At 53.5% G+C, this 22,455-nt stretch carries 18 protein-coding genes and 2 pseudogenes; 12 read left to right on the top strand and 8 right to left on the bottom strand.

Annotated features, from left to right (window positions below):
* Positions 1-155 precede the first annotated feature (155 nt).
* The 6 genes and pseudogenes from qatD to intI1 all read right to left on the bottom strand — a co-directional run.
* Positions 156-914 carry a Qat anti-phage system TatD family nuclease QatD gene (gene qatD, locus J7395_RS15140; protein WP_209222104.1) on the bottom strand — a complete coding sequence of 253 codons (759 nt, stop codon included), beginning with the start codon at positions 912-914 and terminating at the stop codon, positions 156-158.
* Position 915: 1 nt separating this feature from the next.
* A complete protein-coding gene (qatC, locus tag J7395_RS15135; RefSeq protein ID WP_209222102.1) occupies positions 916-2,286 on the bottom strand; it encodes a Qat anti-phage system QueC-like protein QatC in 1,371 nt (456 codons plus the stop codon).
* Positions 2,283-2,972, bottom strand: a complete 690-nt coding sequence (gene qatB / locus J7395_RS15130; RefSeq protein ID WP_348541239.1) for a Qat anti-phage system associated protein QatB — start codon at positions 2,970-2,972, stop codon at positions 2,283-2,285. Before qatB ends, qatC begins: the two co-directional genes overlap by 4 nt.
* A gap of 497 nt (positions 2,973-3,469) precedes the next feature.
* Positions 3,470-6,439 (bottom strand): Tn3 family transposase, encoded by a 2,970-nt coding sequence (locus J7395_RS15125; RefSeq protein ID WP_026383935.1) that lies wholly within the window; start codon positions 6,437-6,439, stop codon positions 3,470-3,472.
* A gap of 2 nt (positions 6,440-6,441) precedes the next feature.
* Entirely contained in the window at positions 6,442-7,002 is a 561-nt protein-coding gene (locus J7395_RS15120; protein WP_003055107.1) for a recombinase family protein, read from the bottom strand.
* 124 nt (positions 7,003-7,126) lie between these two features.
* Positions 7,127-7,885: pseudogene (gene intI1, locus J7395_RS15115) on the bottom strand (class 1 integron integrase IntI1); the annotation flags it as partial.
* A 101-nt stretch (positions 7,886-7,986) separates the two neighbouring features.
* Between intI1 and sul1 the strand changes: the two are divergent.
* The 9 genes and pseudogenes from sul1 (at position 7,987) to J7395_RS15070 (ending at position 16,923) form a co-directional block, all read left to right on the top strand.
* On the top strand, positions 7,987-8,838 hold the full coding sequence (gene sul1, locus J7395_RS15110; protein WP_000946487.1) for a sulfonamide-resistant dihydropteroate synthase Sul1: 852 nt from the start codon (positions 7,987-7,989) through the stop codon (positions 8,836-8,838).
* Between the two features lie 127 nt (positions 8,839-8,965).
* On the top strand, positions 8,966-9,466 hold the full coding sequence (locus J7395_RS15105; RefSeq protein ID WP_000376623.1) for a GNAT family N-acetyltransferase: 501 nt from the start codon (positions 8,966-8,968) through the stop codon (positions 9,464-9,466).
* A 506-nt stretch (positions 9,467-9,972) separates the two neighbouring features.
* A complete protein-coding gene (locus J7395_RS15100) occupies positions 9,973-10,737 on the top strand; it encodes an IS6-like element IS6100 family transposase (RefSeq protein ID WP_001389365.1) in 765 nt (254 codons plus the stop codon).
* Between the two features lie 38 nt (positions 10,738-10,775).
* Positions 10,776-11,087: pseudogene (locus tag J7395_RS15095) on the top strand (MerR family DNA-binding protein); the annotation flags it as partial.
* Between the two features lie 285 nt (positions 11,088-11,372).
* The gene (locus J7395_RS15090; protein ID WP_114099729.1) at positions 11,373-12,191 is read left to right on the top strand and encodes a sulfurtransferase/chromate resistance protein; all 819 of its coding nucleotides are present in this window, start codon (positions 11,373-11,375) and stop codon (positions 12,189-12,191) included.
* Positions 12,192-12,194: 3 nt separating this feature from the next.
* A complete protein-coding gene (gene chrA, locus J7395_RS15085) occupies positions 12,195-13,487 on the top strand; it encodes a chromate efflux transporter (RefSeq protein WP_114099728.1) in 1,293 nt (430 codons plus the stop codon).
* Positions 13,488-13,721: 234 nt separating this feature from the next.
* The gene (locus J7395_RS15080; protein WP_114099727.1) at positions 13,722-14,309 is read left to right on the top strand and encodes a recombinase family protein; all 588 of its coding nucleotides are present in this window, start codon (positions 13,722-13,724) and stop codon (positions 14,307-14,309) included.
* Positions 14,310-14,319: 10 nt separating this feature from the next.
* Positions 14,320-15,936 (top strand): DDE-type integrase/transposase/recombinase, encoded by a 1,617-nt coding sequence (locus J7395_RS15075; protein ID WP_114099735.1) that lies wholly within the window; start codon positions 14,320-14,322, stop codon positions 15,934-15,936.
* 12 nt (positions 15,937-15,948) lie between these two features.
* Positions 15,949-16,923, top strand: a complete 975-nt coding sequence (locus J7395_RS15070; RefSeq protein ID WP_114099726.1) for an AAA family ATPase — start codon at positions 15,949-15,951, stop codon at positions 16,921-16,923.
* Positions 16,924-17,095: 172 nt separating this feature from the next.
* Here the strand turns inward: J7395_RS15070 and qatA are convergent, their stop codons facing one another.
* Entirely contained in the window at positions 17,096-19,048 is a 1,953-nt protein-coding gene (qatA, locus tag J7395_RS15065; RefSeq protein ID WP_209222097.1) for a Qat anti-phage system ATPase QatA, read from the bottom strand.
* Positions 19,049-19,183: 135 nt separating this feature from the next.
* Here qatA and J7395_RS15060 point away from each other — a divergent pair, with 135 nt between their 5' ends.
* From J7395_RS15060 to J7395_RS15050, 3 genes are all read left to right on the top strand, one after another.
* Positions 19,184-19,702: a hypothetical protein gene (locus J7395_RS15060; RefSeq protein WP_209222095.1), complete on the top strand. Its 519-nt coding sequence runs from the start codon at positions 19,184-19,186 to the stop codon at positions 19,700-19,702.
* A 158-nt stretch (positions 19,703-19,860) separates the two neighbouring features.
* Positions 19,861-20,292: a type II toxin-antitoxin system HicB family antitoxin gene (locus tag J7395_RS15055; RefSeq protein WP_209222087.1), complete on the top strand. Its 432-nt coding sequence runs from the start codon at positions 19,861-19,863 to the stop codon at positions 20,290-20,292.
* Between the two features lie 112 nt (positions 20,293-20,404).
* On the top strand, positions 20,405-21,280 hold the full coding sequence (locus tag J7395_RS15050) for a hypothetical protein (protein WP_209222085.1): 876 nt from the start codon (positions 20,405-20,407) through the stop codon (positions 21,278-21,280).
* 454 nt (positions 21,281-21,734) lie between these two features.
* Here the strand turns inward: J7395_RS15050 and J7395_RS15045 are convergent, their stop codons facing one another.
* Positions 21,735-22,229, bottom strand: coding sequence for a MarR family transcriptional regulator (locus tag J7395_RS15045; protein ID WP_209222083.1), 495 nt, complete (start codon positions 22,227-22,229; stop codon positions 21,735-21,737).
* Between the last annotated feature and the right edge of the window lie 226 nt (positions 22,230-22,455).

Below are 22,455 nucleotides of genomic sequence, written 5' to 3'. Positions count from 1 at the left end.
TTCACATCGTGCGATGTTGCTCGTAGTCGGGGAATACGGTGGGATAAAGGCTTGGCAAGAGTGCTTCAAAAGATATGACCAAGCGCTACATGTTGTGCGGCAACAAGTCAAAATAACCTATTCACAAAAACATAAGGATCCTCAGTAAAATGCACTCATCCAACCATTGGATGCGTTAGCATAGTTTTCAAGTTTTGGATCACTTTGAAACGGAGGTCATCTTCTTGTAAGTTTAGTAACTCTGCCAAAGTCATCAAAGCAGGCTGCACATGACCAGGACGGACAACATCCATTCCATCCATAACAAACGGGCCATCCGTCTCAGTCAGAAGTCGATTAAGAGGAATAGAGCTAACAGCTCGCTTCCCGGTTGGTGTAGCCAACATGGCTTGGTTCACTGAAAAATAACAGCCCAATTCAACTGCTCGTTCAACTTCCTTCTTAGAACCAGTAAACCAATGCAGTACAGCAGTTCCTCTATCTTTGGGAAAATAATCCGCGAGTGCCTTCAGAACATGCGTAGAGCTCCGTACACTGTGGATCGATAGAATTTTTCCGCCAGCCTGTGCGCATAAAAGTAGGATTTCTTTGAATATCTCTTTTTGAATGTTGAAAGATCCGTAGTGTTGTTTACTGGCATCCAGACCAATTTCGCCGACGTAACGAGTTTGATCAAGAAGCTGACTAAACAGCATTAATTCATTCGATCTAGTGGCCACAAGCTGCGGATGCAGGCCTAGTGCCGCACGCACGAATTTACTTTTGTCCGCCAAGCGCTTGTTCCTAGAGAAAGCCTTGGGGGTTGTGGTCACAGCAAGAGTGGCAGTTCTCGTACGATCACATTGCTTAATTGCTGCCTCGAAGTTTGGATACAGGTCTAAATGACAATGAAAATCGACATATTCCGGTTGCATTTTAAGGTCTCGGTTTACTTTCCACGTCACTGAGCAAAGCGTTGACCTCAGCAATTCCCCTTGTAAAGACCCCTGTGTATTTTTTCAAACATTCTGCCGAAGTATGTAAGGGCCCTGGCTTGTGAATGAGAATACTCGCACTTTTGGGTGATTTGGACAGTCGTTGAGTCATCAACTGGAAAGCCCGGACATGTTCGCCATCCGCTCTGTCAGATGACACGGTAGCACCATGTAATTGGTCAAGCGTGTATTCAGTATCATCGGCCCCTACTCCCAACCCCGATTCAATCGCTGCTCTTCGAATTAGGCAAGGAACGCAACCGCCACAATGTCGTGGCGACAACCTTTTGTAACGTGCTTTCGCCGGTGATGAGCAAGACATAGACTGACCAATCACTTGCTTTAGAAAATTTAGATCTTTGCAATTCCGCACCATCTCTCCCTTGGTTCGAAACTCGTACGGATTGCTTAGTTTGACACCGAGAGACAACTCGTTGAGAACACAATTGAGGCCATAGATAAAATGTGGGTGCGCCGTTCTTGTACTAAGAGCACCAAATCGCAGCGGAGTTAAAGGTACGTTAAGAGCAATCAAACCGTTCTCCGGTATGAAAACGTCCGTTTTGGAACCGAGACCAGATGCCGCCAACGCGGCCAGCGAATAAAACAGAAATGACCGCCCCCGCTGGGTTGACTCCGACATACCTGTTTGGAGATGATTTTTGTCAAAACCCAGATGCACTCGAAGAGAGGCAAAATCTACGTTTTCATATTTTTCTTGCAGCGCCGACAACAGAGTAGACTGTGCCGATGCAGTTTCACCATCCCAGTAGTGGCTGACAAATAGTGTCTTTGCACCTTCGGCAAGCATATCGACAGCTCCAATCAAGCTATCGAGACCACCTGAAAAGAGAGAAACCTGATTGTATGCTGGCTCCAACAGATCATCGTTTACAGGGGCAAACTTCAACTTTGCATCATATCGACTTCTGAAAAACAGTCGCCACCGATCTCCGGTCAAAAACCTCAGTATTTCCGCCAAAGGCTTCCTAACAGGATCCCACTTGTGAGCATCGAAGACAGGGATATACAGGTCTATTTCTCTAGTCCAACCATCTTGAGAACACTCCACTCTGGAAAATCTCGTATCGGCGGCAGTCACGTGGCAGGCTAAAATGACTAAATCTATTGCAATTTCCGAGGGGATTACGGCAATACTCTCAAGATGTTTGATAGCACGACCTACTCCGAAGCCTAGGAAGGCATTGCCTTCCATAAGATTGAGCTCGAATTTAACAGAGTCCGTCTGCACAACATCAACAGTGTCGTTATCGTTTTGACCTAAGCGGCCTATCAGACTTAGCCTTTTCATTCGCTCTCTCCGAGTATTCTCATCATTTCGAATGCAGCTGTGTAAAGCCCTGAAACGAAGCCATCAATCTCATCAGCCCCAATATCCGAGAGCGATGTGTTACCATTATCAAATTGGTCACGAACACAACCATCAACAAAATCGTGCAGGTTGGCTTCAGCTCTCTCAATCGTCTCAATATCCTCAGCGCGCCCGAAGCTATTTGTGCCAAGCTCATTCCAAATTTTATCTTCGATAGATCTTCCCACCACTCCGATGAAGAATTCTTGCAGTTGCTCTGGAGTAAGATCGTCAAAGTCTGTAACGCCACTCTCTAGTAGATCGACAACTGTCTCTAACATAGCGTCTCGAGCGATTGCTTCGTCAATAGTTCCCCCAGCGGGGCATAGTACGTCAGTCAAAGCCACAAAAACTTCGGTTATCGTCGCGCCTGCGAGCCCTTGCAAATTGAAGGTTTGCAAAACGTTGGCTGCTCCGCCGGCATTGAATGCCTGTGCGACTTGCACAATACCCGCGGCAACTCGCCTGGATGTAGACATTCTCCGAGCGGCCCCAGCAGCCCCTCCGCTGGCTGTAACATAGCGTCCCGCCCCTCGCCTCAGGGATTCTGCGTCACGACCTCTTGTCCCTCGCGTTATATTTCCTCTAGCAGGGCCTAGTTCAGCACCAATCTTTGGAACAGGCATCGCAGGATATGGTCGGTTGATCGTGCCATCTGGCACCCCATCTAGCGAAGGACTTAGGGGATCTCCAGGTACATTGTCTGGAGATTCAGGAGACGTCGGATCGTTAACATCGTCAATGTCATCTACCCACGAAGGTATTAAACCCTGTTTAGATCCACTAAAACTTCCTGATGTTCCCATTAGCTATAGAGGATTGCACTTATAATCCGTCAAACTTGCACTTATCGCGCTTTTCCGGCTCAGATTAAGTGATTTTATCGCCAGAGCCAAACTCACATTAACTGCGAATGTGATCAGATTATTTGCCACCAGACCGCAATCATCACCGTGAAATCACATTATCTGCCACTAACGCTCACATTACCAATTTGAATTGACACATAAAATTAGAAATAATGCCGAGTTCCGGATTATGCCGCGCTGACATCTGAAAGCACATGTTTTGATAGGCTTTCGGCAAGCTAGGGGTCGCCTCAGAAAACGGAAAATAAAGCACGCTAAGCCGGTTGCAACGGTCGTAGCGGCCTGAACTTGCCCGCGCCGATCTTGGCGCTGCTGCGCCAGAGGTAATCGCCGGTCAGGTTGATGTGTTCCCAGCCGAGCGGCGACAGGTATTGCAATAGCGCGTCATCGACAGCATGCCCGTTGCCACGCAACGCATGTGCTGCGCGCTCCAGATAGACCGTGTTCCACAACACGACGGCCGCCGTCACCAGGTTGAGGCCGCTGGCCCGGTAGCGCTGCTGCTCGAAGCTGCGGTCGCGGATTTCGCCCAGACGGTTGAAGAATACGGCGCGGGCCAGCGCGTTGCGCGCTTCGCCCTTGTTCAGTCCAGCGTGGACGCGGCGGCGCAGCTCCACGCTTTGCAACCAGTCCAGGATGAACAGCGTGCGTTCGATGCGCCCCAGCTCGCGCAGGGCGATGGCTAAGCCGTTCTGGCGCGGATAGCTGCCGAGTTTCCGAAGCATCAGCGAGGCTGTCACCGTGCCCTGCTTGATCGAGGTCGCCAGCCGCAGAATTTCATCCCAGTGGGCACGAATAGCCTTGATGTTCAGCCTGTCGCTGCTAATCATCGGTTTGAGCGCGTCATAGGCGGTATCCCCCTTGGGGATGAACAGCTTGGTGTCGCCCAGGTCACGGATGCGCGGCGCAAAGCGGAAGCCCAGGAGATGCATCAGGGCAAAGACGTGATCGGTGAAGCCTGCCGTGTCGGTGTAGTGTTCCTCGATGCGCAGGTCGGACTCGTGGTACAGCAGGCCGTCAAGTACATAGGTCGAGTCGCGCACGCCGACATTGACCACCTTGGTGTGGAACGGCGCGTACTGGTCGGATATATGGGTGTAGAAGGTTCGCCCAGGGCTGCTGCCATATTTCGGGTTGATGTGACCGGTACTCTCGGCCTTGCTCCCGGTTCGGAAGTTCTGGCCGTCCGACGATGACGTGGTGCCGTCGCCCCAGTGTTCGGCGAAGGGATGCCGGAATTGGGCGTTCACCAACTCGGCCAGCGCTGTCGAATAGGTTTCGTCGCGGGTATGCCAGGCTTGTAGCCAGGCGAGCTTGGCGTAGGTCGTGCCGGGGCAGGACTCGGCCATCTTGGTCAGGCCCAGGTTGATCGCGTCGGCCAGGATGGTGGTCAACAGCAGATTTTTGTCCTTGGCCAGATCGCCCGATTTCAGGTGCGTGAAGTGGCGGGTGAAGCCCGTCCACTCATCGACTTCGAGCAGCAGTTCGGTGATCTTGACGTGTGGCAGGATCATGGCTGTCTGGTCGATCAGCGCCTGCGCGGTGTCGGGTACCGCCGCATCCAGCGGCGTGATCTTCAGGCCCGACTCGGTGATGATCGCATTCGGCAGGTCGTTGGCCGCTGCCATGCGGTTGACCGTGGCAAGCTGCGCTTCAAGCAGCGTCAGGCGGTCGTGCAGGTACTGGTCGCAGTCGGTGGCCACGGCCAGCGGCAATGCGCTGGACTGCTTGAGGCTGGCGAACTTCGCGGGCGGCACCAGGTAGTCCTCGAAGTCCTTGAACTGGCGCGATCCCTGCACCCAGATGTCGCCCGAGCGCAGCGAGTTCTTCAGCTCGGACAGCGCGCACAGCTCGTAGTAGCGCCGGTCGATACCCGCGTCAGTCATCACCAGCTTCTGCCAGCGCGGCTTGATGAAGTCGGTCGGGGCATCGGCAGGCACTTTGCGGGCGTTGTCGGTGTTCATGCCACGCAGTACCTCGATGGCATCGAGCACGTTCTTGGCGGCGGGTGCGGCCCGCAGCTTGAGCACGGCAAGGAATTCCGGCGCGTAGCGGCGCAAGGTGGCGTAACTTTCGCCGATGCGGTGCAGGAAATCGAAGTCATCGGGCTGAGCGAGCTTCTGCGCCTCGGTGACGCTTTCGGCGAAGGCATCCCAGGACATGACGGCCTCGATGGCGGCGAACGGATCGCGGCCAGCTTGCTTGGCCTCGATCAGCGCCTGGCCGATGCGCCCGAACAGCCGCACCTTGGCGTTGATCGCCTTGCCGGATGCCTGAAACTGCTGCTGATGCTTGTTTTTGGCGGCGTTGAACAGCTTGCCCAGGATGCGGTCGTGCAAGTCGATGATTTCGTCGGTGACCGTGGCCATGCCCTCGATGGCCAGCGCCACGAGGGTGGCGTAGCGCCGTTGCGGCTCGAACTTGGCTAAGTCGGCGGGCGTCATCTGGCCACCCTCACGGGCGATCTTGAGCAGGCGGTTCTGGTGCACCGACCGCTCGATACCGGAAGGCAGATCGAGCGCCTGCCACGCCTTGAGGCGTTCGATGTGTTCCAGCATGTGCCGCGAGTTCGGTTTAACCGGCGACTGGCGCAGCCAGGCCAGCCAGGTCGTCTTGCCGTTGTCCCGGCGCCTGAGCAGATCGTCGAGGCGGCGGCGATGCGTGTCCGACAGTGGTTCGGCCAAGGCGTCATAGATGCGCCGGTTGGCGCGAGTGATGGCCTCGGCGCTAGCGCGCTCGATGGCGTTGAGCGCGGGCAGGATGATCGACTGTCGCCGCAGATGCTCAACCAAGGTGCTAGCCAGCACGATGCCTTTGTCGGTTTGCATGGCCAGGTCGGTCAGCGTGTGCACGGCCTGCCGGTAGTGGCTCATGGTGAACGGCTGGAAGCCAAACACCGTTTGCAGCTCGACCAGGTGCTCGCGCCGGGTCTGCTCCCGCTGCCCGTAGTCGTCCCAGCTTTCGACGCCGACCTTGAGCTGGTCGGCGACCAGTTTCAGTAGGGGCAAAGACGGCGCCTGATCGACACCAAGGAAGATTCCGGGAAAGCGCAGGTAGCAGAGCTGCACGGCAAAGCCCAAGCGATTCGCAGGCCCGCGCCGCTGGCGGATGATGGAGAGATCGGTATCGCTGAACGTGTAATGTCGAATTAGGTCGTCCTTGGTGTCCGGCAACGCCAACAGGCTTTCCCGCTCGGCGGCGGACAGTATGGAACGACGAGGCATATTTATTGATCCAATTTCAAGTATTGATACAGGGTCTCCCGGCTGACACCAAATTCACGGGCCAGCTTCGCTTTTTGCTCGCCCGCCGTGACGCGCCGTTTCAGTTCAGCAATCTGTTCACCGCTCAGAGACTTCTTTCGGCCTCGGTAGGCTCCGCGTTGCTTAGCGAGCGCGATGCCTTCGCGCTGCCGCTCACGGATCAAGGCCCGCTCGAATTCGGCGAATGCCCCCATGACCGACAGCATCAGGTTCGCCATCGGTGAATCCTCGCCGGTGAAGGTCAGGCTTTCCTTGACGAACTCGATGCGCACGCCGCGCTTGGTCAGCTTTTGTACGAGGCGGCGCAAGTCATCGAGGTTGCGCGCCAAGCGATCCATGCTGTGAACCACCACGGTGTCGCCTTCGCGCACGAAGGCCAGCAGCGAATCAAGCTCGGGCCGCTGGGTGTCCTTGCCCGACGCCTTGTCGGTGAACACCCTGCCGACTTCGACATGCTCCAGTTGCCGCTCCGGGTTCTGGTCGAAGCTGCTGACCCGGACGTAGCCGATGCGTTGACCCTGCAAGATACCTCCAAATACGAAAGTGTCAGGAAGAAATCTATGACCTTTCGCCGCAGGTGTCAAGAAACACAAAAGTTAACTCTATTCTGACGTTGCTGGGTGGCTTCTCCTGACATCAGGATAGGGTATACATGTGATGGCGACGCACGACACCGCTCCGTGGATCGGTCGAATGCGTGTGCTGCGCAAAAACCCAGAACCACGGCCAGGAATGCCCGGCGCGCGGATACTTCCGCTCAAGGGCGTCGGGAAGCGCAACGCCGCTGCGGCCCTCGGCCTGGTCCTTCAGCCACCATGCCCGTGCACGCGACAGCTGCTCGCGCAGGCTGGGTGCCAAGCTCTCGGGTAACATCAAGGCCCGATCCTTGGAGCCCTTGCCCTCCCGCACGATGATCGTGCCGTGATCGAAATCCAGATCCTTGACCCGCAGTTGCAAACCCTCACTGATCCGCATGCCCGTTCCATACAGAAGCTGGGCGAACAAACGATGCTCGCCTTCCAGAAAACCGAGGATGCGAACCACTTCATCCGGGGTCAGCACCACCGGCAAGCGCCGCGACGGCCGAGGTCTTCCGATCTCCTGAAGCCAGGGCAGATCCGTGCACAGCACCTTGCCGTAGAAGAACAGCAAGGCCGCCAATGCCTGACGATGCGTGGAGACCGAAACCTTGCGCTCGTTCGCCAGCCAGGACAGAAATGCCTCGACTTCGCTGCTGCCCAAGGTTGCCGGGTGACGCACACCGTGGAAACGGATGAAGGCACGAACCCAGTGGACATAAGCCTGTTCGGTTCGTAAACTGTAATGCAAGTAGCGTATGCGCTCACGCAACTGGTCCAGAACCTTGACCGAACGCAGCGGTGGTAACGGCGCAGTGGCGGTTTTCATGGCTTGTTATGACTGTTTTTTTGTACAGTCTATGCCTCGGGCATCCAAGCAGCAAGCGCGTTACGCCGTGGGTCGATGTTTGATGTTATGGAGCAGCAACGATGTTACGCAGCAGGGTGACGGTGTTCGGCATTCTGAATCTCACCGAGGACTCCTTCTTCGATGAGAGCCGGCGGCTAGACCCCGCCGGCGCTGTCACCGCGGCGATCGAAATGCTGCGAGTCGGATCAGACGTCGTGGATGTCGGACCGGCCGCCAGCCATCCGGACGCGAGGCCTGTATCGCCGGCCGATGAGATCAGACGTATTGCGCCGCTCTTAGACGCCCTGTCCGATCAGATGCACCGTGTTTCAATCGACAGCTTCCAACCGGAAACCCAGCGCTATGCGCTCAAGCGCGGCGTGGGCTACCTGAACGATATCCAAGGATTTCCTGACCCTGCGCTCTATCCCGATATTGCTGAGGCGGACTGCAGGCTGGTGGTTATGCACTCAGCGCAGCGGGATGGCATCGCCACCCGCACCGGTCACCTTCGACCCGAAGACGCGCTCGACGAGATTGTGCGGTTCTTCGAGGCGCGGGTTTCCGCCTTGCGACGGAGCGGGGTCGCTGCCGACCGGCTCATCCTCGATCCGGGGATGGGATTTTTCTTGAGCCCCGCACCGGAAACATCGCTGCACGTGCTGTCGAACCTTCAAAAGCTGAAGTCGGCGTTGGGGCTTCCGCTATTGGTCTCGGTGTCGCGGAAATCCTTCTTGGGCGCCACCGTTGGCCTTCCTGTAAAGGATCTGGGTCCAGCGAGCCTTGCGGCGGAACTTCACGCGATCGGCAATGGCGCTGACTACGTCCGCACCCACGCGCCTGGAGATCTGCGAAGCGCAATCACCTTCTCGGAAACCCTCGCGAAATTTCGCAGTCGCGACGCCAGAGACCGAGGGTTAGATCATGCCTAGCATTCACCTTCCGGCCGCCCGCTAGCGGACCCTGGTCAGGTTCCGCGAAGGTGGGCGCAGACATGCTGGGCTCGTCAGGATCAAACTGCACTATGAGGCGGCGGTTCATACCGCGCCAGGGGAGCGAATGGACAGCGAGGAGCCTCCGAACGTTCGGGTCGCCTGCTCGGGTGATATCGACGAGGTTGTGCGGCTGATGCACGACGCTGCGGCGTGGATGTCCGCCAAGGGAACGCCCGCCTGGGACGTCGCGCGGATCGACCGGACATTCGCGGAGACCTTCGTCCTGAGATCCGAGCTCCTAGTCGCGAGTTGCAGCGACGGCATCGTCGGCTGTTGCACCTTGTCGGCCGAGGATCCCGAGTTCTGGCCCGACGCCCTCAAGGGGGAGGCCGCATATCTGCACAAGCTCGCGGTGCGACGGACACATGCGGGCCGGGGTGTCAGCTCCGCGCTGATCGAGGCTTGCCGCCATGCCGCGCGAACGCAGGGGTGCGCCAAGCTGCGGCTCGACTGCCACCCGAACCTGCGTGGCCTATACGAGCGGCTCGGATTCACCCACGTCGACACTTTCAATCCCGGCTGGGATCCAACCTTCATCGCAGAACGCCTAGAACTCGAAATCTAACGTCCGTTCGGGCATCGAGGTCCATGTCGGGGTGGGACGGGCCCGTGGCTTCAAGATCACTTGCAGTCCGACCGCGATGTCTTGGTTGCGCGAGAGGTTGTCGATATCCTCCACTTCCATCATCAACCCTGGATAATGCCGCCGCCGTCATCGCCGCCGACGCCCGTGCCGGGCTTTTCGGGCCTGTCAGGCTTGCTCGGCCTTCAGCCTGCCTGGGCGAGATCTCCGGCGGACGGATTAACGGCGGAGCTTCGCCGCCTTTCGTGCGTGTGAAGGCCGAAGATAGTTCTCTCAAAAACATCCGTTTATGAGAGATACCAAATGTCATTTTCAGAAGACGACTGCACCAGTTGATTGGGCGTAATGGCTGTTGTGCAGCCAGCTCCTGACAGTTCAATATCAGAAGTGATCTGCACCAATCTCGACTATGCTCAATACTCGTGTGGGCTCTGTTGCAAAAATCGTGAAGCTTGAGCATGCTTGGCGGAGATTGGACGGACGGAACGATGACGGATTTCAAGTGGCGCCATTTCCAGGGTGATGTGATCCTGTGGGCGGTGCGCTGGTATTGTCGCTATCCGATCAGCTATCGCGACCTTGAGGAAATGCTGGCGGAACGCGGCATTTCGGTCGACCATACGACGATCTATCGCTGGGTCCAGTGCTACGCCCCGGAGATGGAGAAGCGGCTGCGCTGGTTCTGGCGGCGTGGCTTTGATCCGAGCTGGCGCCTGGATGAAACCTACGTCAAGGTGCGGGGCAAGTGGACCTACCTGTACCGGGCAGTCGACAAGCGGGGCGACACGATCGATTTCTACCTGTCGCCGACCCGCAGCGCCAAGGCAGCGAAGCGGTTCCTGGGCAAGGCCCTGCGAGGCCTGAAGCACTGGGAAAAGCCTGCCACGCTCAATACCGACAAAGCGCCGAGCTATGGTGCAGCGATCACCGAATTGAAGCGCGAAGGAAAGCTGGACCGGGAGACGGCCCACCGGCAGGTGAAGTATCTCAATAACGTGATCGAGGCCGATCACGGAAAGCTCAAGATACTGATCAAGCCGGTGCGCGGTTTCAAATCGATCCCCACGGCCTATGCCACGATCAAGGGATTCGAAGTCATGCGAGCCCTGCGCAAAGGACAGGCTCGCCCCTGGTGCCTGCAGCCCGGCATCAGGGGCGAGGTGCGCCTTGTGGAGAGAGCTTTTGGCATTGGGCCCTCGGCGCTGACGGAGGCCATGGGCATGCTCAACCACCATTTCGCAGCAGCCGCCTGATCGGCGCAGAGCGACAGCCTACCTCTGACTGCCGCCAATCTTTGCAACAGAGCCGCGAGGCGGATGTGACGCGGGTGCGCTTCGTGAAATCAGCCCAGCGGCTCGGATTCAGCCTCGACGAGATCGCAGAGCTGCTGAGGCTGGATGACGGCACCCACTGCGAGGAAGCCAGCAGCCTGGCCGAGCACAAGCTTCAGGACGTGCGCGAAAAAATGACCGACCTGGCGCGCATGGAAACCGTGCTATCCGAACTTGTGTTCGCCTGCCATGCGCGGCAAGGGAACGTTTCTTGCCCGCTGATTGCTTCGCTGCAAGGGGAGAAAGAGCCGCGTGGTGCCGACGCGGTGTAGCCGAGGGTAGTTACGCCTTAGCGTGCTTTATTTTCCGTTTTCTGAGACGACCCCAGCTACATCTGCATAAGACTGTCGTGAGAAACAGCGGCCATTCGTGACTTGCGTAGCGTGGGTCTTGAAGGAGCCCTTTTTCCATTTGTTCTGCGATGCGGCTAATGTCTGCTCTGGAGCTTGACGGCGCGGAAAACCGGGTTTAAAAAAGCGGTTCCGGGGGTCCGCAAGAACCCCGTGAGGCGCCAGCCCAATCTTGCATCCATCCAACCTGTTCATGGAGGATGCTTTATGGCGTCATACAATGAAATACCCGTATCGACCTTGGCCCGCTTGGTGGGGACACCCGATTGTCCCGTACTGCTTGATGTACGCATTGACGAAGACTTCGATGCGGACCCGCACCTGATCCCTAGCGCGATGCGTCAACCATTTCTCGATGTGCGTGACCTTGCCGATGATCTCGCGGGCCGTTCGGTCGTCGTCTACTGCCAGAAAGGCCTGAAGATTAGCCAAGGTGCCGCCGCATTGTTGCGATCAGTCGGCGCGAAGGCGGAAATCCTCGAAGGTGGGCAATTCGCCTGGAAAGATGCCGGGCTTCCGATGGTTCTTGCGGAAAAACTTCCACCGTCTGATGCCAGCGGATGCTCGGTCTGGGTAACGCGTCACAGGCCAAAGATCGACAGGATTGCTTGTCCCTGGCTTATTCGCCGGTTTGTCGATCCGAATGCCCAAATACTGTTTGTCGCCGCATCGCAGGTCCTCAACGTCGCAGAACGTTTCAATGCGACGCCCTTCGACGTTGAAAACGTATTCTGGAGCCATCGCGGCGAAAAATGCACGTTCGACACGATGATTGAAGAGTTCGGCATCAGCCATAGTGCGCTTGAGGGATTGGCCGTGATCGTGCGTGGTGCCGACACCAACAGGCATGATCTGGCACCTGAAGCAGCGGGACTTCTTGCTGCCTCACTAGGCCTATCTCGAATGTATCGCGACGACCTGGAACAGCTCGAAGCTGGCATGATGCTCTACGACGCATTCTATCGGTGGGCACGCGATGCCACGGATGAAGGGCATGACTGGCCCGCCGCGTTGAAGAAGGCGTAGGTCATGAGTGGTTCCAGTAACGTCCTGAGGGACGAAACCCCGACGCTTGCGGAAGCAACACGGGTTTGGTGGAAGATCGGCATCCTATCGTTTGGCGGTCCCGCCGCCCAGATCTCGCTCATGCATAAGGAGGTCGTTGAAGACCGCAGTTGGCTCTCTGAGCAGCAATTCCTGAATGCGCTGAGCGTTTGCATGCTCTTACCCGGCCCCGAGGCGATGCAGTTGGCTACCTATGCCGGGTGGCGGCTGCATGGCACGTTCGGCGGCTTGATCGCCGGGCTGCTGTTCGTCTTGCCTGGTGCCGCCGTGATCATGTTGCTGGCGACGATCTACAGCATCTTTGGCGATGTACCGCTTGTGGAGGCACTGTTTTACGGAATCAAGGCTGCCGTTCTGGTGATCGTGGTCGAGGCATTGTTGCGGGTCGCGAAAAAGGCACTTTCACAGCGTGTGCATTGGCTGATTGCGGCGTTGGCGTTTGTCGGGATATTCTTCTTGTCGATCCCCTATCCGCTGATCGTCCTAATGGCGGGCCTGTGCGGCTGGTTCATGAGAACCGTGGACATGGATCGGAAGGCTGTGGACATGGCGCACGTGTCGGTGGGTAAGACGAGCCTTACGATCGCAACATGGTTGGCGATCTGGCTACTGCCACTGCTTGCCCTCGGATGGTCGGGTGCGCCCGGCATCCTGGTCGAGGTCGGCAGCTTTTTTTCCATGCTCGCTGTCGTGACCTTCGGCGGTGCTTATGCTGTTCTCGCCTACATGGCACAAGATGTCGTTGTCCAATTCGGCTGGCTAACCGCAGGTGAAATGGTCGACGCCCTTGGGTTGGCGGAAACGACACCTGGCCCGCTAATCCTGGTCACGCAATTCGTCGGGTTTCTCGCCGGCTTCAAGGACGGTGGACTTCTGCTTGGCCTGAGTGCTGCCGTAGTGGCGCTTTGGGTGACCTTCGCCCCGTGCTTTCTCTGGATACTCGTTGGTGCACCTTACATCGAATGGATATCGAACCAACCACGACTGAAAGGTGCCCTTAAGGCAATCACCGCCGCCGTCGTGGGTGTCATCCTAAATCTTTCGATCTGGTTTGCACTGCATGTCCTGTTCTCTGGCGTGAACCGGCAGAAGCTGGGACCCATAACGCTTTGGCGGCCGGACCTTGCAACCATCGAATGGCTCGCCGTAACCCTGTTCCTCCTCAGCAGCTTCCTGGCCTTCCGGTTGCACTGGGGTATCATCAGGATTCTGTTGGTTGCGTCGTTTCTTGGAGCTGGTTTGAAGCTGTTCCTCTGAGACCTGCCCGAAGAACATGAAAACTCGGATCGCCTTTGTAACGTGCCATTCCCGTAGTGCGGTCCGGGCAGGACAGCATACCTTGTACGCTGCATCCAGAAAGGGAACGTTTTCCAGACAGGTGAAAGCCCGAACGCCGATCTCCGATTGAAAACTGTTAATTTGTCTGTATACCCCGTCTTGAAATCAACGTAATATTCTGCGCCTCAAAAACGGCTTTCCGGACGGTGCGCCATGCGTATCGGCTATGCACGGGTTTCGACCGACGATCAAAATCTTGACCTGCAAAATGACGCTTTGCGGGAAGCTGGTTGTGAGCGCATTTTTCGGGACAAGGTGAGCGGCGCCAAAACTGATCGTCCCGGGCTTGATCGCACCTTCGAAGAATTACGTCAGGGCGATGTGCTGGTTGTCTGGCGTCTGGATCGCCTTGGACGGTCCCTGAAGGAATTGATTGCGCATGCCGAGATGTTGGCAGAGCGACAAATCGGTCTGCGATCAATTACCGAAGCGATTGATACGACCACCAGCGGCGGCAAGCTGGTCTTTCATATTTTTGCCGCCCTTGCCGAATTCGAGCGGAACCTGATCCGGGAGCGAACGAAGGCCGGCCTGGAAGCCGCAAGATCGCGCGGCCGTAAAGGCGGCCGTCGAAAAGCACTGACGAAAGACAAGCGCCGTCACGTCGCAAACCTGTATCGATCAAGACAGCACAGTATTAAAGAGATCTGCGATCTGATGGGTGTGTCGCGGGCAACCGTCTATACCTATGTCGCGGAATTTGCAGATAGCATTGATGGCGAGGCCGACAATGAAAGGTAGGGCCGCACGCATACCGGCCGAGGCACTTCTGGCGCTTCGGACCAGATTGTCTTCTCTGCCCGTGCGAGACCCCGGTCGGGCCAGCGCTGTTGCACGGACTGCCGGGTTATATGGCCTCAGTATATCGTCGGTCTATCGCCAGTTACGAGACTTGCAACGCCCGAAAGGCTTGCAACGTTCTGATCGCGGTGTGCCCCGCGCAATATCGCAGGCAGAGATGGAACGCTATTGCGAGATCGTAGCCGCCCTGAAAATCAGAACAGAGAATGGCAAAGGTCACAAGTTGTCGACGAATGAAGCCATCCGGTTGCTTGAGGATCACGGTGTTGAGACGCCCGAAGGTTATGTGCAAGCCCCTAAAGGAACGCTGGCGGCATCTACCCTGAACCGGTGGCTTCGGAACTGGGGATATGATCATCCCCGGATTATACGCGGCCCGGCCGCCGTCCGGTTTCAGGCCAGATATTCCAACGAACTCTGGCATTTCGACATGAGCCCGTCCGATCTGAAGCAACTCGACCAGCCGGAATGGATCGAACCCGGACGGGGCGCACCAACCCTGATGCTTTATAGCGTGGTGGATGATCGTAGTGGTGTTGCCTATCAGGAATATCGCTGTGTGTATGGTGAGGATGCGGAATCTGCCTTGCGGTTCCTGTTCAACGCCATGGCACCCAAAGAAGGCACCACACTTCAGGGCAGACCGGCAGGGCTGTATCTCGACAATGGACCGGTTGCCAAAAGCATCGTGTTCCAGACCGTCATGGGACATCTTGGCGTTGATTGGCGTACTCACATGCCTCGTGGCTCTGACGGTCGACGGGTTACGGCGCGATCCAAGGGCAAGGTTGAACGTCCGTTCCTGACCGTCAAGGAAGCTCATGAAACCCTGTATCACTTTCATCGTCCCAAAACAGAGGCCGAAGCCAATAGCTGGTTGTTGAACTTTATCAACCGCTACAATGACAAACCGCATCGCCATGAAGCCCATAGCCGGGCGGAAGACTGGTGTTCAAACTTGCCCGAGCAAGGCCTGCGCGAAATGTGTTCCTGGGAACGGTATTGCGCCTTTGCCCGGGAACCGGAACGCCGAACGGTTGCAGCGGATGCCCGCATTCATCTGAAGGGCGCCTATTACGAGGTGGACCCGGATCTGGCGGGTGAAGAAGTTTTATTGTGGTGGGGATTGTTCGATCAGGAACTATTTGTCGAGTTCGGCAGCAAACGCTATGGCCCATATCGCCCTGTCGGCGGACCAATCCCATTGCATCGGTATCGCAAACAGGCCAAATCGCCCCGCGAGAAGCGTGCCGACAAGGTAGCAGACTTGGCTGCCAGAATATCGGTACCGCGTTCGGCCCTGGCCGGGCCGGAACAGGCATTTGCCAGCGCGGAGATTATCCCCCTCGTTGAAGCAAAGTTTGAAGATCCAGACCCGTGGCACCAGTTCAGTTATGCCAGCACCCTCGATGCGCGTCGCGGCATTGCGGATTTGTTGGAGAAACCGCTGGCGCGGTTGAGTGCCGAAGATCTTGAATTCATCGAGGAGCTTGTCACCACCACGATAAACAAACGTGAAATTGCTACGGCAATCAAAACACGGTTCGGTAAGAACCCCAAAACATAATAGGAGGCTGTCATGCTAACAGCGGATGTCAGGGCATTTTATGGCATCGAGAAGGACTGGGCGCTGGCCGGTTTTTTCGAAACGGAATGGCACCGCCAGATGATGGCCGACCTGCGGGCGGCCATTCTGGCCGGGAGGCTGGTTGCCATTACAGGATCTGTCGGTGTCGGAAAAACCATGATGTTAAACCGGCTTCAGGCTGAATTGGCCGCAAGCAAGGATATTCTGGTGGCGCGCAGCCTGTCGATCGACAAACCGCGTGTTGTTTTGCCAGCCCTTCTGACCGCCATCTTTCTCGATGTCTCGGGCGATGCAGATGTCAAAGTGCCGACACAGCCCGAAAAGCGGGAGCGCAAGCTTCAGGACCTCATCAGGAAAATGAGAAAAACCGTCGTTCTGTTCATCGATGAAGCTCATGACTTGCATGGAAACACGCTGACAGGCCTCAAGCGCCTGATGGAAATTGTCCAGGCAGGTGACGGGGTTCTGTCTGTCGTTCTGGTTGGCCATCCCCGCTTGCGGAATGATCTGAACAAGGCGACAATGGAAGAGATCGGTCACAGAACCACCAAGATCATGTTTCAGGGACTGGGGGATGACAGTCGCAAATATCTCGACTGGCTGCTGAAGCAGTGCCGGACCAAAAACACCAGGCAGGGAGACATTATTGCGGACGATGCGCTGGATCTGATGGTGGAACGCCTGTCAACACCGCTTCAGTTTACCGAACATCTGACACGCGCTTTCACCGAAGCCTACAAGCTTGGCGCCAAGCCTGTCACGCGGGAGATTGTCGAAGAAACAATTGCGATCGGATATGACGATCTGGATGCCCGACTGGCACGGCTTGGATACAACGCCAAGACACTTGCGGAGCAATTCGATACCCGGCTTCCGGAAATGCGCAAATTCCTGAAAGGACATCTGGATTCCGAACGAACCCAGGAACTGGGGCAGATGATGCGACAGGCCGGATTGCCAATATGACCTTCAGTGGCACATAATGTGATTTCACAGCGATGATTGCGATCTGATGGCAGGTAATCTGATCTCATTCTCAGTTAATTTGATTTTGGCACCCGTGATAAAATCACTTAATCTGATCCGAAAAAGCCCGATAAGTGCGAGTTGGGAGAATTATAAGTGCAAGTCTCTACAATTAGCTGATTCCCTTGCGCGGCTTGCTGTTCGCCTGAAGCGTCTTCATCGAGGTTGCTGCAGCTTTAAGAGCTTTGTTGTCTTCTTGTATTGCCCAAGAATCTACCAGTAACCTGAAGTTACTTCGAGCTTCCTCATCCGTAATCGAACTATTCCAACCGGAAACCACCCATGGTCCTAATTTCGAAACTGGTAAGTTTTTTAGAAAGTTGACCAATGTGGGTTGAAGAAACTTATGGGACTGGCAAAGAGCGGCCAATCCAGAAGCTCCACGTGGTTTTGCATTGAGATCCTCTGCTGCAGAAATTTCCCCTCTAACGATATCAAACAGTTGTTCGGCCTCAGCTGCATCAAGCAAAGAAATCTCATTGGCAGCTTGCCTGACCACGAGATCAGTCCCTAATAGTCGAGACTTCAACGTATCCAAGTGACCAAGTGTGTTGATGGCCCCAAATCCACTACGGCGGTCTTTTGTGACGAACACGTATGGCCGCAAATCGTATTCTCCTATAGCGGGATCAATTTTCGCCCACTTCTTCGCCCATTCAATATTTGGCCATTCTGGAAAGACTGGAGCATCTTCTGCGTTATTACCTGTAGAGCTTTTTCCATCCTTCTTGGCTTTGGCAGGCTTCACAGAATGTGTGGTTCGGACCGCATCCTCTAGCTGCACAAGTTCAGCAAAGGTTCCATCGTGAGCGACACCTTGAGCTATGCGGTCATAGATCTCCGGAGAAAAACGCTCTGCGAGCATTATTTTTGCCAGCACCGCAGATTTCAAATTATCTCCAAACCCTCTTTCCTCTGCAATCGCGAGGCGCAACATCATTGTATTGATGAAACGTTTCACTTGACGCGGGTTGCCGCGAGATCCATCTGTAAGGATTGGTGTAATCGTTTGTGCCAGTTCCAGCGCTATCTCGAGTGGTTCGGGAACTTTTCCTATCTCGTCTATAATAGTTTTTCGTTCTAAACCGGACGCCTGCCATGGTTTTTGCAGTGCAGCCTTCGCAATTCGCGAGACATCCGCAAACAATTCCGACTGCTCTCCACATCTCACCATTACGATTAGCAATGTAATGTAGATTCTGGTTTCGGAATATCCGAGAGCGGGTAACCGGAACGGTACCTGTATCAGCTTTTCAAGATAGTTTCGGGCATAGGTTGTTGGTCCGGACGTAGCAGGAAGATCGGGAAAATGCTGCCGTACTGCGTACTCAATCATCCCTTCATCTGCGGCTATAACGAAGATTGAGTTTGGTACGAACAAAAAGAGACGAATAGCCTCAAGTGTTTCAATCGCTGTAGCTGGTAGGCACCTATCTAAGTCATCTACTAGAACTATTAGTTTTTTGATTTTTGCGCAGTCTAGCAATGCCTCGAACTCTTCTCGGAAGGCGTGCATCTGCTCTGGGGCCGTTTTCCCTTGGGGGGCTTTAATTAGCTCTTGTGCTTGGCCAGCAATAGCATCCAAGTCGTTCTGTTTTAGGCTATCAACCTTTTTTCCAATTAAGCTCGAAGCAGAGTCTAATAATCCACTTATTGTATCTGGATGTGGAATTCCTGTCGCCAATGTAAATCCCAGTTGCCCAGTTTGACGAGCCAGTTTCATCCAGTTAACGCGCCTTAAGACATCTTTGGCTTTATCAACTACTTTATCGAGGGATGACCGATTTTTGAGAAGCTCTTCAACAATGGTTTCGATCAGTACTGCTTTTGCATCTTCGTAACCTTGAAATAGCCAGCCGTTGAAACGTACACATAATACATCATCATCACCAGAGAAGCACTTGTCGACCATCATTAAGACACTAGACTTTCCCGCTCCCCAATCGCCATGGATCCCAACTGTTAATGCTTTGCCATCGTTTTCTTTGATGAGCCGTGCAACTGTCTGGGCATAAACTTCATAATAAAGAAGATCTACAGATGTCTCGTTGTCTGCGACAATCATGGTTAAGGATCTCCTGAGGAGTTTTTTTTAGTTTAGAGCAATGAATCTGACTATATTGCTTTAAGTGTATTAGGGCTTCATATTTTATACTCAAGATCACTCTTTGCTCATACTTACTCGTAAGGGTAGCTAAAAATGCGAAATGCGTGGTTGGCAGATCATGTGCCAGGGTTCTCGGATCTAACTATAGAAGAAATTGAAACAATTTCAGAGTTTGTGCTGCTATGGGGATATTTTGAGGCGCAACTATTAAATTGTAGAGGTTCCGCATCGGCTATTGATGACTTGATCAAACGGCTAACCGTCGAAACTATTCCGCACGATAATTGGTTTTTGACGGAACTAGACTACATGAAAAATAGATACTTTCTGGATGGCGAACCCACTCACCACTTTGCTCATCTTCGCCTTCGTAAGAATGATTATCCTGATTTAGTCGAGCTTGTTCTTTCTGGGCAAAATCGGCCCTGCCAAGATCAAATTTTGACATTGCTTATTGTCGTTCTTCGTTTTCGCAACAATCTGTTCCACGGCATAAAGTGGGAGTATCGACTGGCAGGCCAGTTGGGAAATTTCCAAGTTGCCAACTCCATATTAAGAAAAGTACTAACTTGGGCAGGCAAAGCAGGAAATACTCCCAAGAGTATGGACTAAGTCAAATTAAGATTGGTATTTGGACTGATCATCCTTCGAATGTATTGTAATTATTCGCTATTTTATAAATCTCAAGTTTGTCTTTGATACCTATTTTCTTGCTTGTTTTTGTTCAATTTTAATAAAATCAATATAATTTAAATTATAGGAGACTGAAAATGTTCGAATATCGCGGATACATAGGAACATACAAATTCTATGAAGATGACGGAATGTATCACGGAGAGGTGAAAGGACTTGCAAAAGATGTCGTTCACTTCTCCGGAGTTTCGGAGGTTGAAATTGAGAAAGAATTCCGTGAAAGTGTGGATGATTATCTGGCTTTGAAAGAAGCCATGGAAAATGATGACGGTACTCGGTATCCGATTGAGACTGTTGAACGTTTGATGAGCGGAGAAAACCCTGTTTCTGTTTACAGAGACTTTCACAATTTTACAGTTCCCAAATTATCTGAAGCCACAGGTATTTCGGAGAACTTAATTATCAACATTGAATCTGGCGTGGCTAAGATGACAGAGGAGCAATATACAAGAATATCTTTCGCACTTAATGTTGATCCTGAAGACCTTATCCCTTGGAAACAAGAATAAAGTTATATGATAGATCATTATAAACGTTACTCGCTGCACGATGGAAAATTCCAACCAAATTTTTATCAAAGTATTGCATTGATTTTATCCCAGTAAGCTCTGGAGGGAAAAGTTGAACATCGGGATCGATAGAAACTCCGGACTCATCTATGAGGGGAAAGCTCTTAACGGATACGGGGCTTGGCCTACGCCGCCTCTCTCGCACGCTATCTTCATATATCCTGGCGATGAATTGACGTTTGAGAATACACAGCGCGCAGAATGTTACTTCCGCGAAGACACCTTCGATCCCGTCTCTCGTATAAGGCGTGGTCGCTTTTACTTCGCTGGAACAAAACAACCAGAGCAATGGTTTGTACAGCCACATCCCACTGCTACAGGCGAGCTGAGAAGAACAAGAGACGGACGAATTAATAAGGAGCTTGATACCTACTATGGATATCCAATCTGGAACCGATATTTTTCTGAAATATCTCGCCGTCCCCAGATCATTCTAGGAAAAGATGATCGTTTCACAATGTGGAATGTTGTTGATATTGAAGCAATTCATACAGGAGAAGATTTAGTCACCCTCAAGGCCAGTTCTCGCTTCAATATTTTACCCGTTTTACAGCCTGATCAGATTAGTTCTAATCACATCAAAGCGGTAAATGAAACGCTTAATCAATTAGCTGACGACGTATACAAATCATCACCGGTGTCAATCGTGGATCGGACGCGAGAGGCCATCGCGCAAGTATTGCTTGCCTACTACAAGGCAACAAAAGAGTCAGCTCAGGATCTAGGAAAGCTCACTAGCAAGCTTGAAAGTGACGGATACATTATTGCCGCCTCTGCTGCAAAAATAGTGGCTCGCCTCCACGCTAGAGCGAAGCCTGTTGAGCGTCAGAAGAGAGATGTACGCCCAGTTCGACAGCAAGATTCGGAACTAGCAGTTCAGTGCTTGGGAATTATCCTTTGTGACCTTGAATTGGCTGATTGGCCTTAGTGCCAAAACGCAACTAGCATCTTTATCTGTAGCAATTTTTCTAAAGTTGCAATTATATAAAATCAATCCGGTAGCTATTTGATTCTCGGTAAATAATCAGTCTTAAAAAATGCAACAGAGAATTGGGTGAGCCACTTTGACAAATTATTTGTTATTTAATTCCAGTATGTTATTCGAATTCCAGCTTCGGTCATAGTGACGCGTATCGAAACTTATATTGATCAGCGCACGACAGTATGTCCGGATTCACGGGAGCACGAAGCAAGCCTTGGCTTCTCGGTTGCACTGGCGGCGACCCGCCATGATAAATCTCCGGAGGAAATGGCAGCAAGCATACCGCACGCCATTAATACACTGTTGGCATCTGGGCCCTTTGGAAACACTTTCATAATGCAGGAATTTTTCGTTATTTCATGGCCTTGTGGCATAATCATCAAGTTTTTGATCATAATTTTTAGGTTCTTGGGGGCTCAGCCACCTTCTCTACAATTACCTCATGATCCAGCAATGGTGCGGCATCATAACCGCTGGCATCCATCATCCCGGAAACACGCTGGAGTGCTGCGATTAGAAAGCTTTGCTCCCATTCCTCCAGCGCCTTGAATTTATCAGAAAACCGGTCATGCAGTGCCATAGGCGCGCGATCAAGGACATTGCGACCATGGTCAGTCAGTTGAACAAATACCTTGCGCTTGTCCGTGTCCCCTCGCGCGCGCCTCACCAAATTCATGGCCTGAAGCTTGTCAACCAATGCCGTAGCCGATGCTTGGGCAAGATTGACCTTGCCGGCGATTTCCCCAACAGTCATCTCACCGAATTCTTCCAGGGATTGCAGAACAATCAGTTGCGATGTCTTGAGCCCCGTGACCTTGCCCAGCTTTTTTGCGTGAATGTCGCTGGCACGCAGAATCCGACGAATTGAAATGAGCGCTTCGTGCAACTTATCCATGCTGCAGTTCCGATATTTGTTGTTTTGATTTCACTGAAGTAATAGCGGTCAAACCGGTGGCCTGCAACGTTTTCCGCTCTATTTCCATAGATGTTCTAAGTATAATTTAATCGGATTTCGCTAAATTAAAAGCTGACCATGTTTTGGTTTATGGATTAAATGCTGTGCGTGAAAATAAAATTTTTCTGCAATAAAATCAATGTATTATAATTTTTCATGGTTTCGT

The organism is Thalassospira sp. A3_1, assembly GCF_017744215.1.
Lineage (GTDB): Bacteria > Pseudomonadota > Alphaproteobacteria > Rhodospirillales > Thalassospiraceae > Thalassospira > Thalassospira lucentensis_A.
This window is presented reverse-complemented; position numbering and strand designations above follow the sequence as displayed.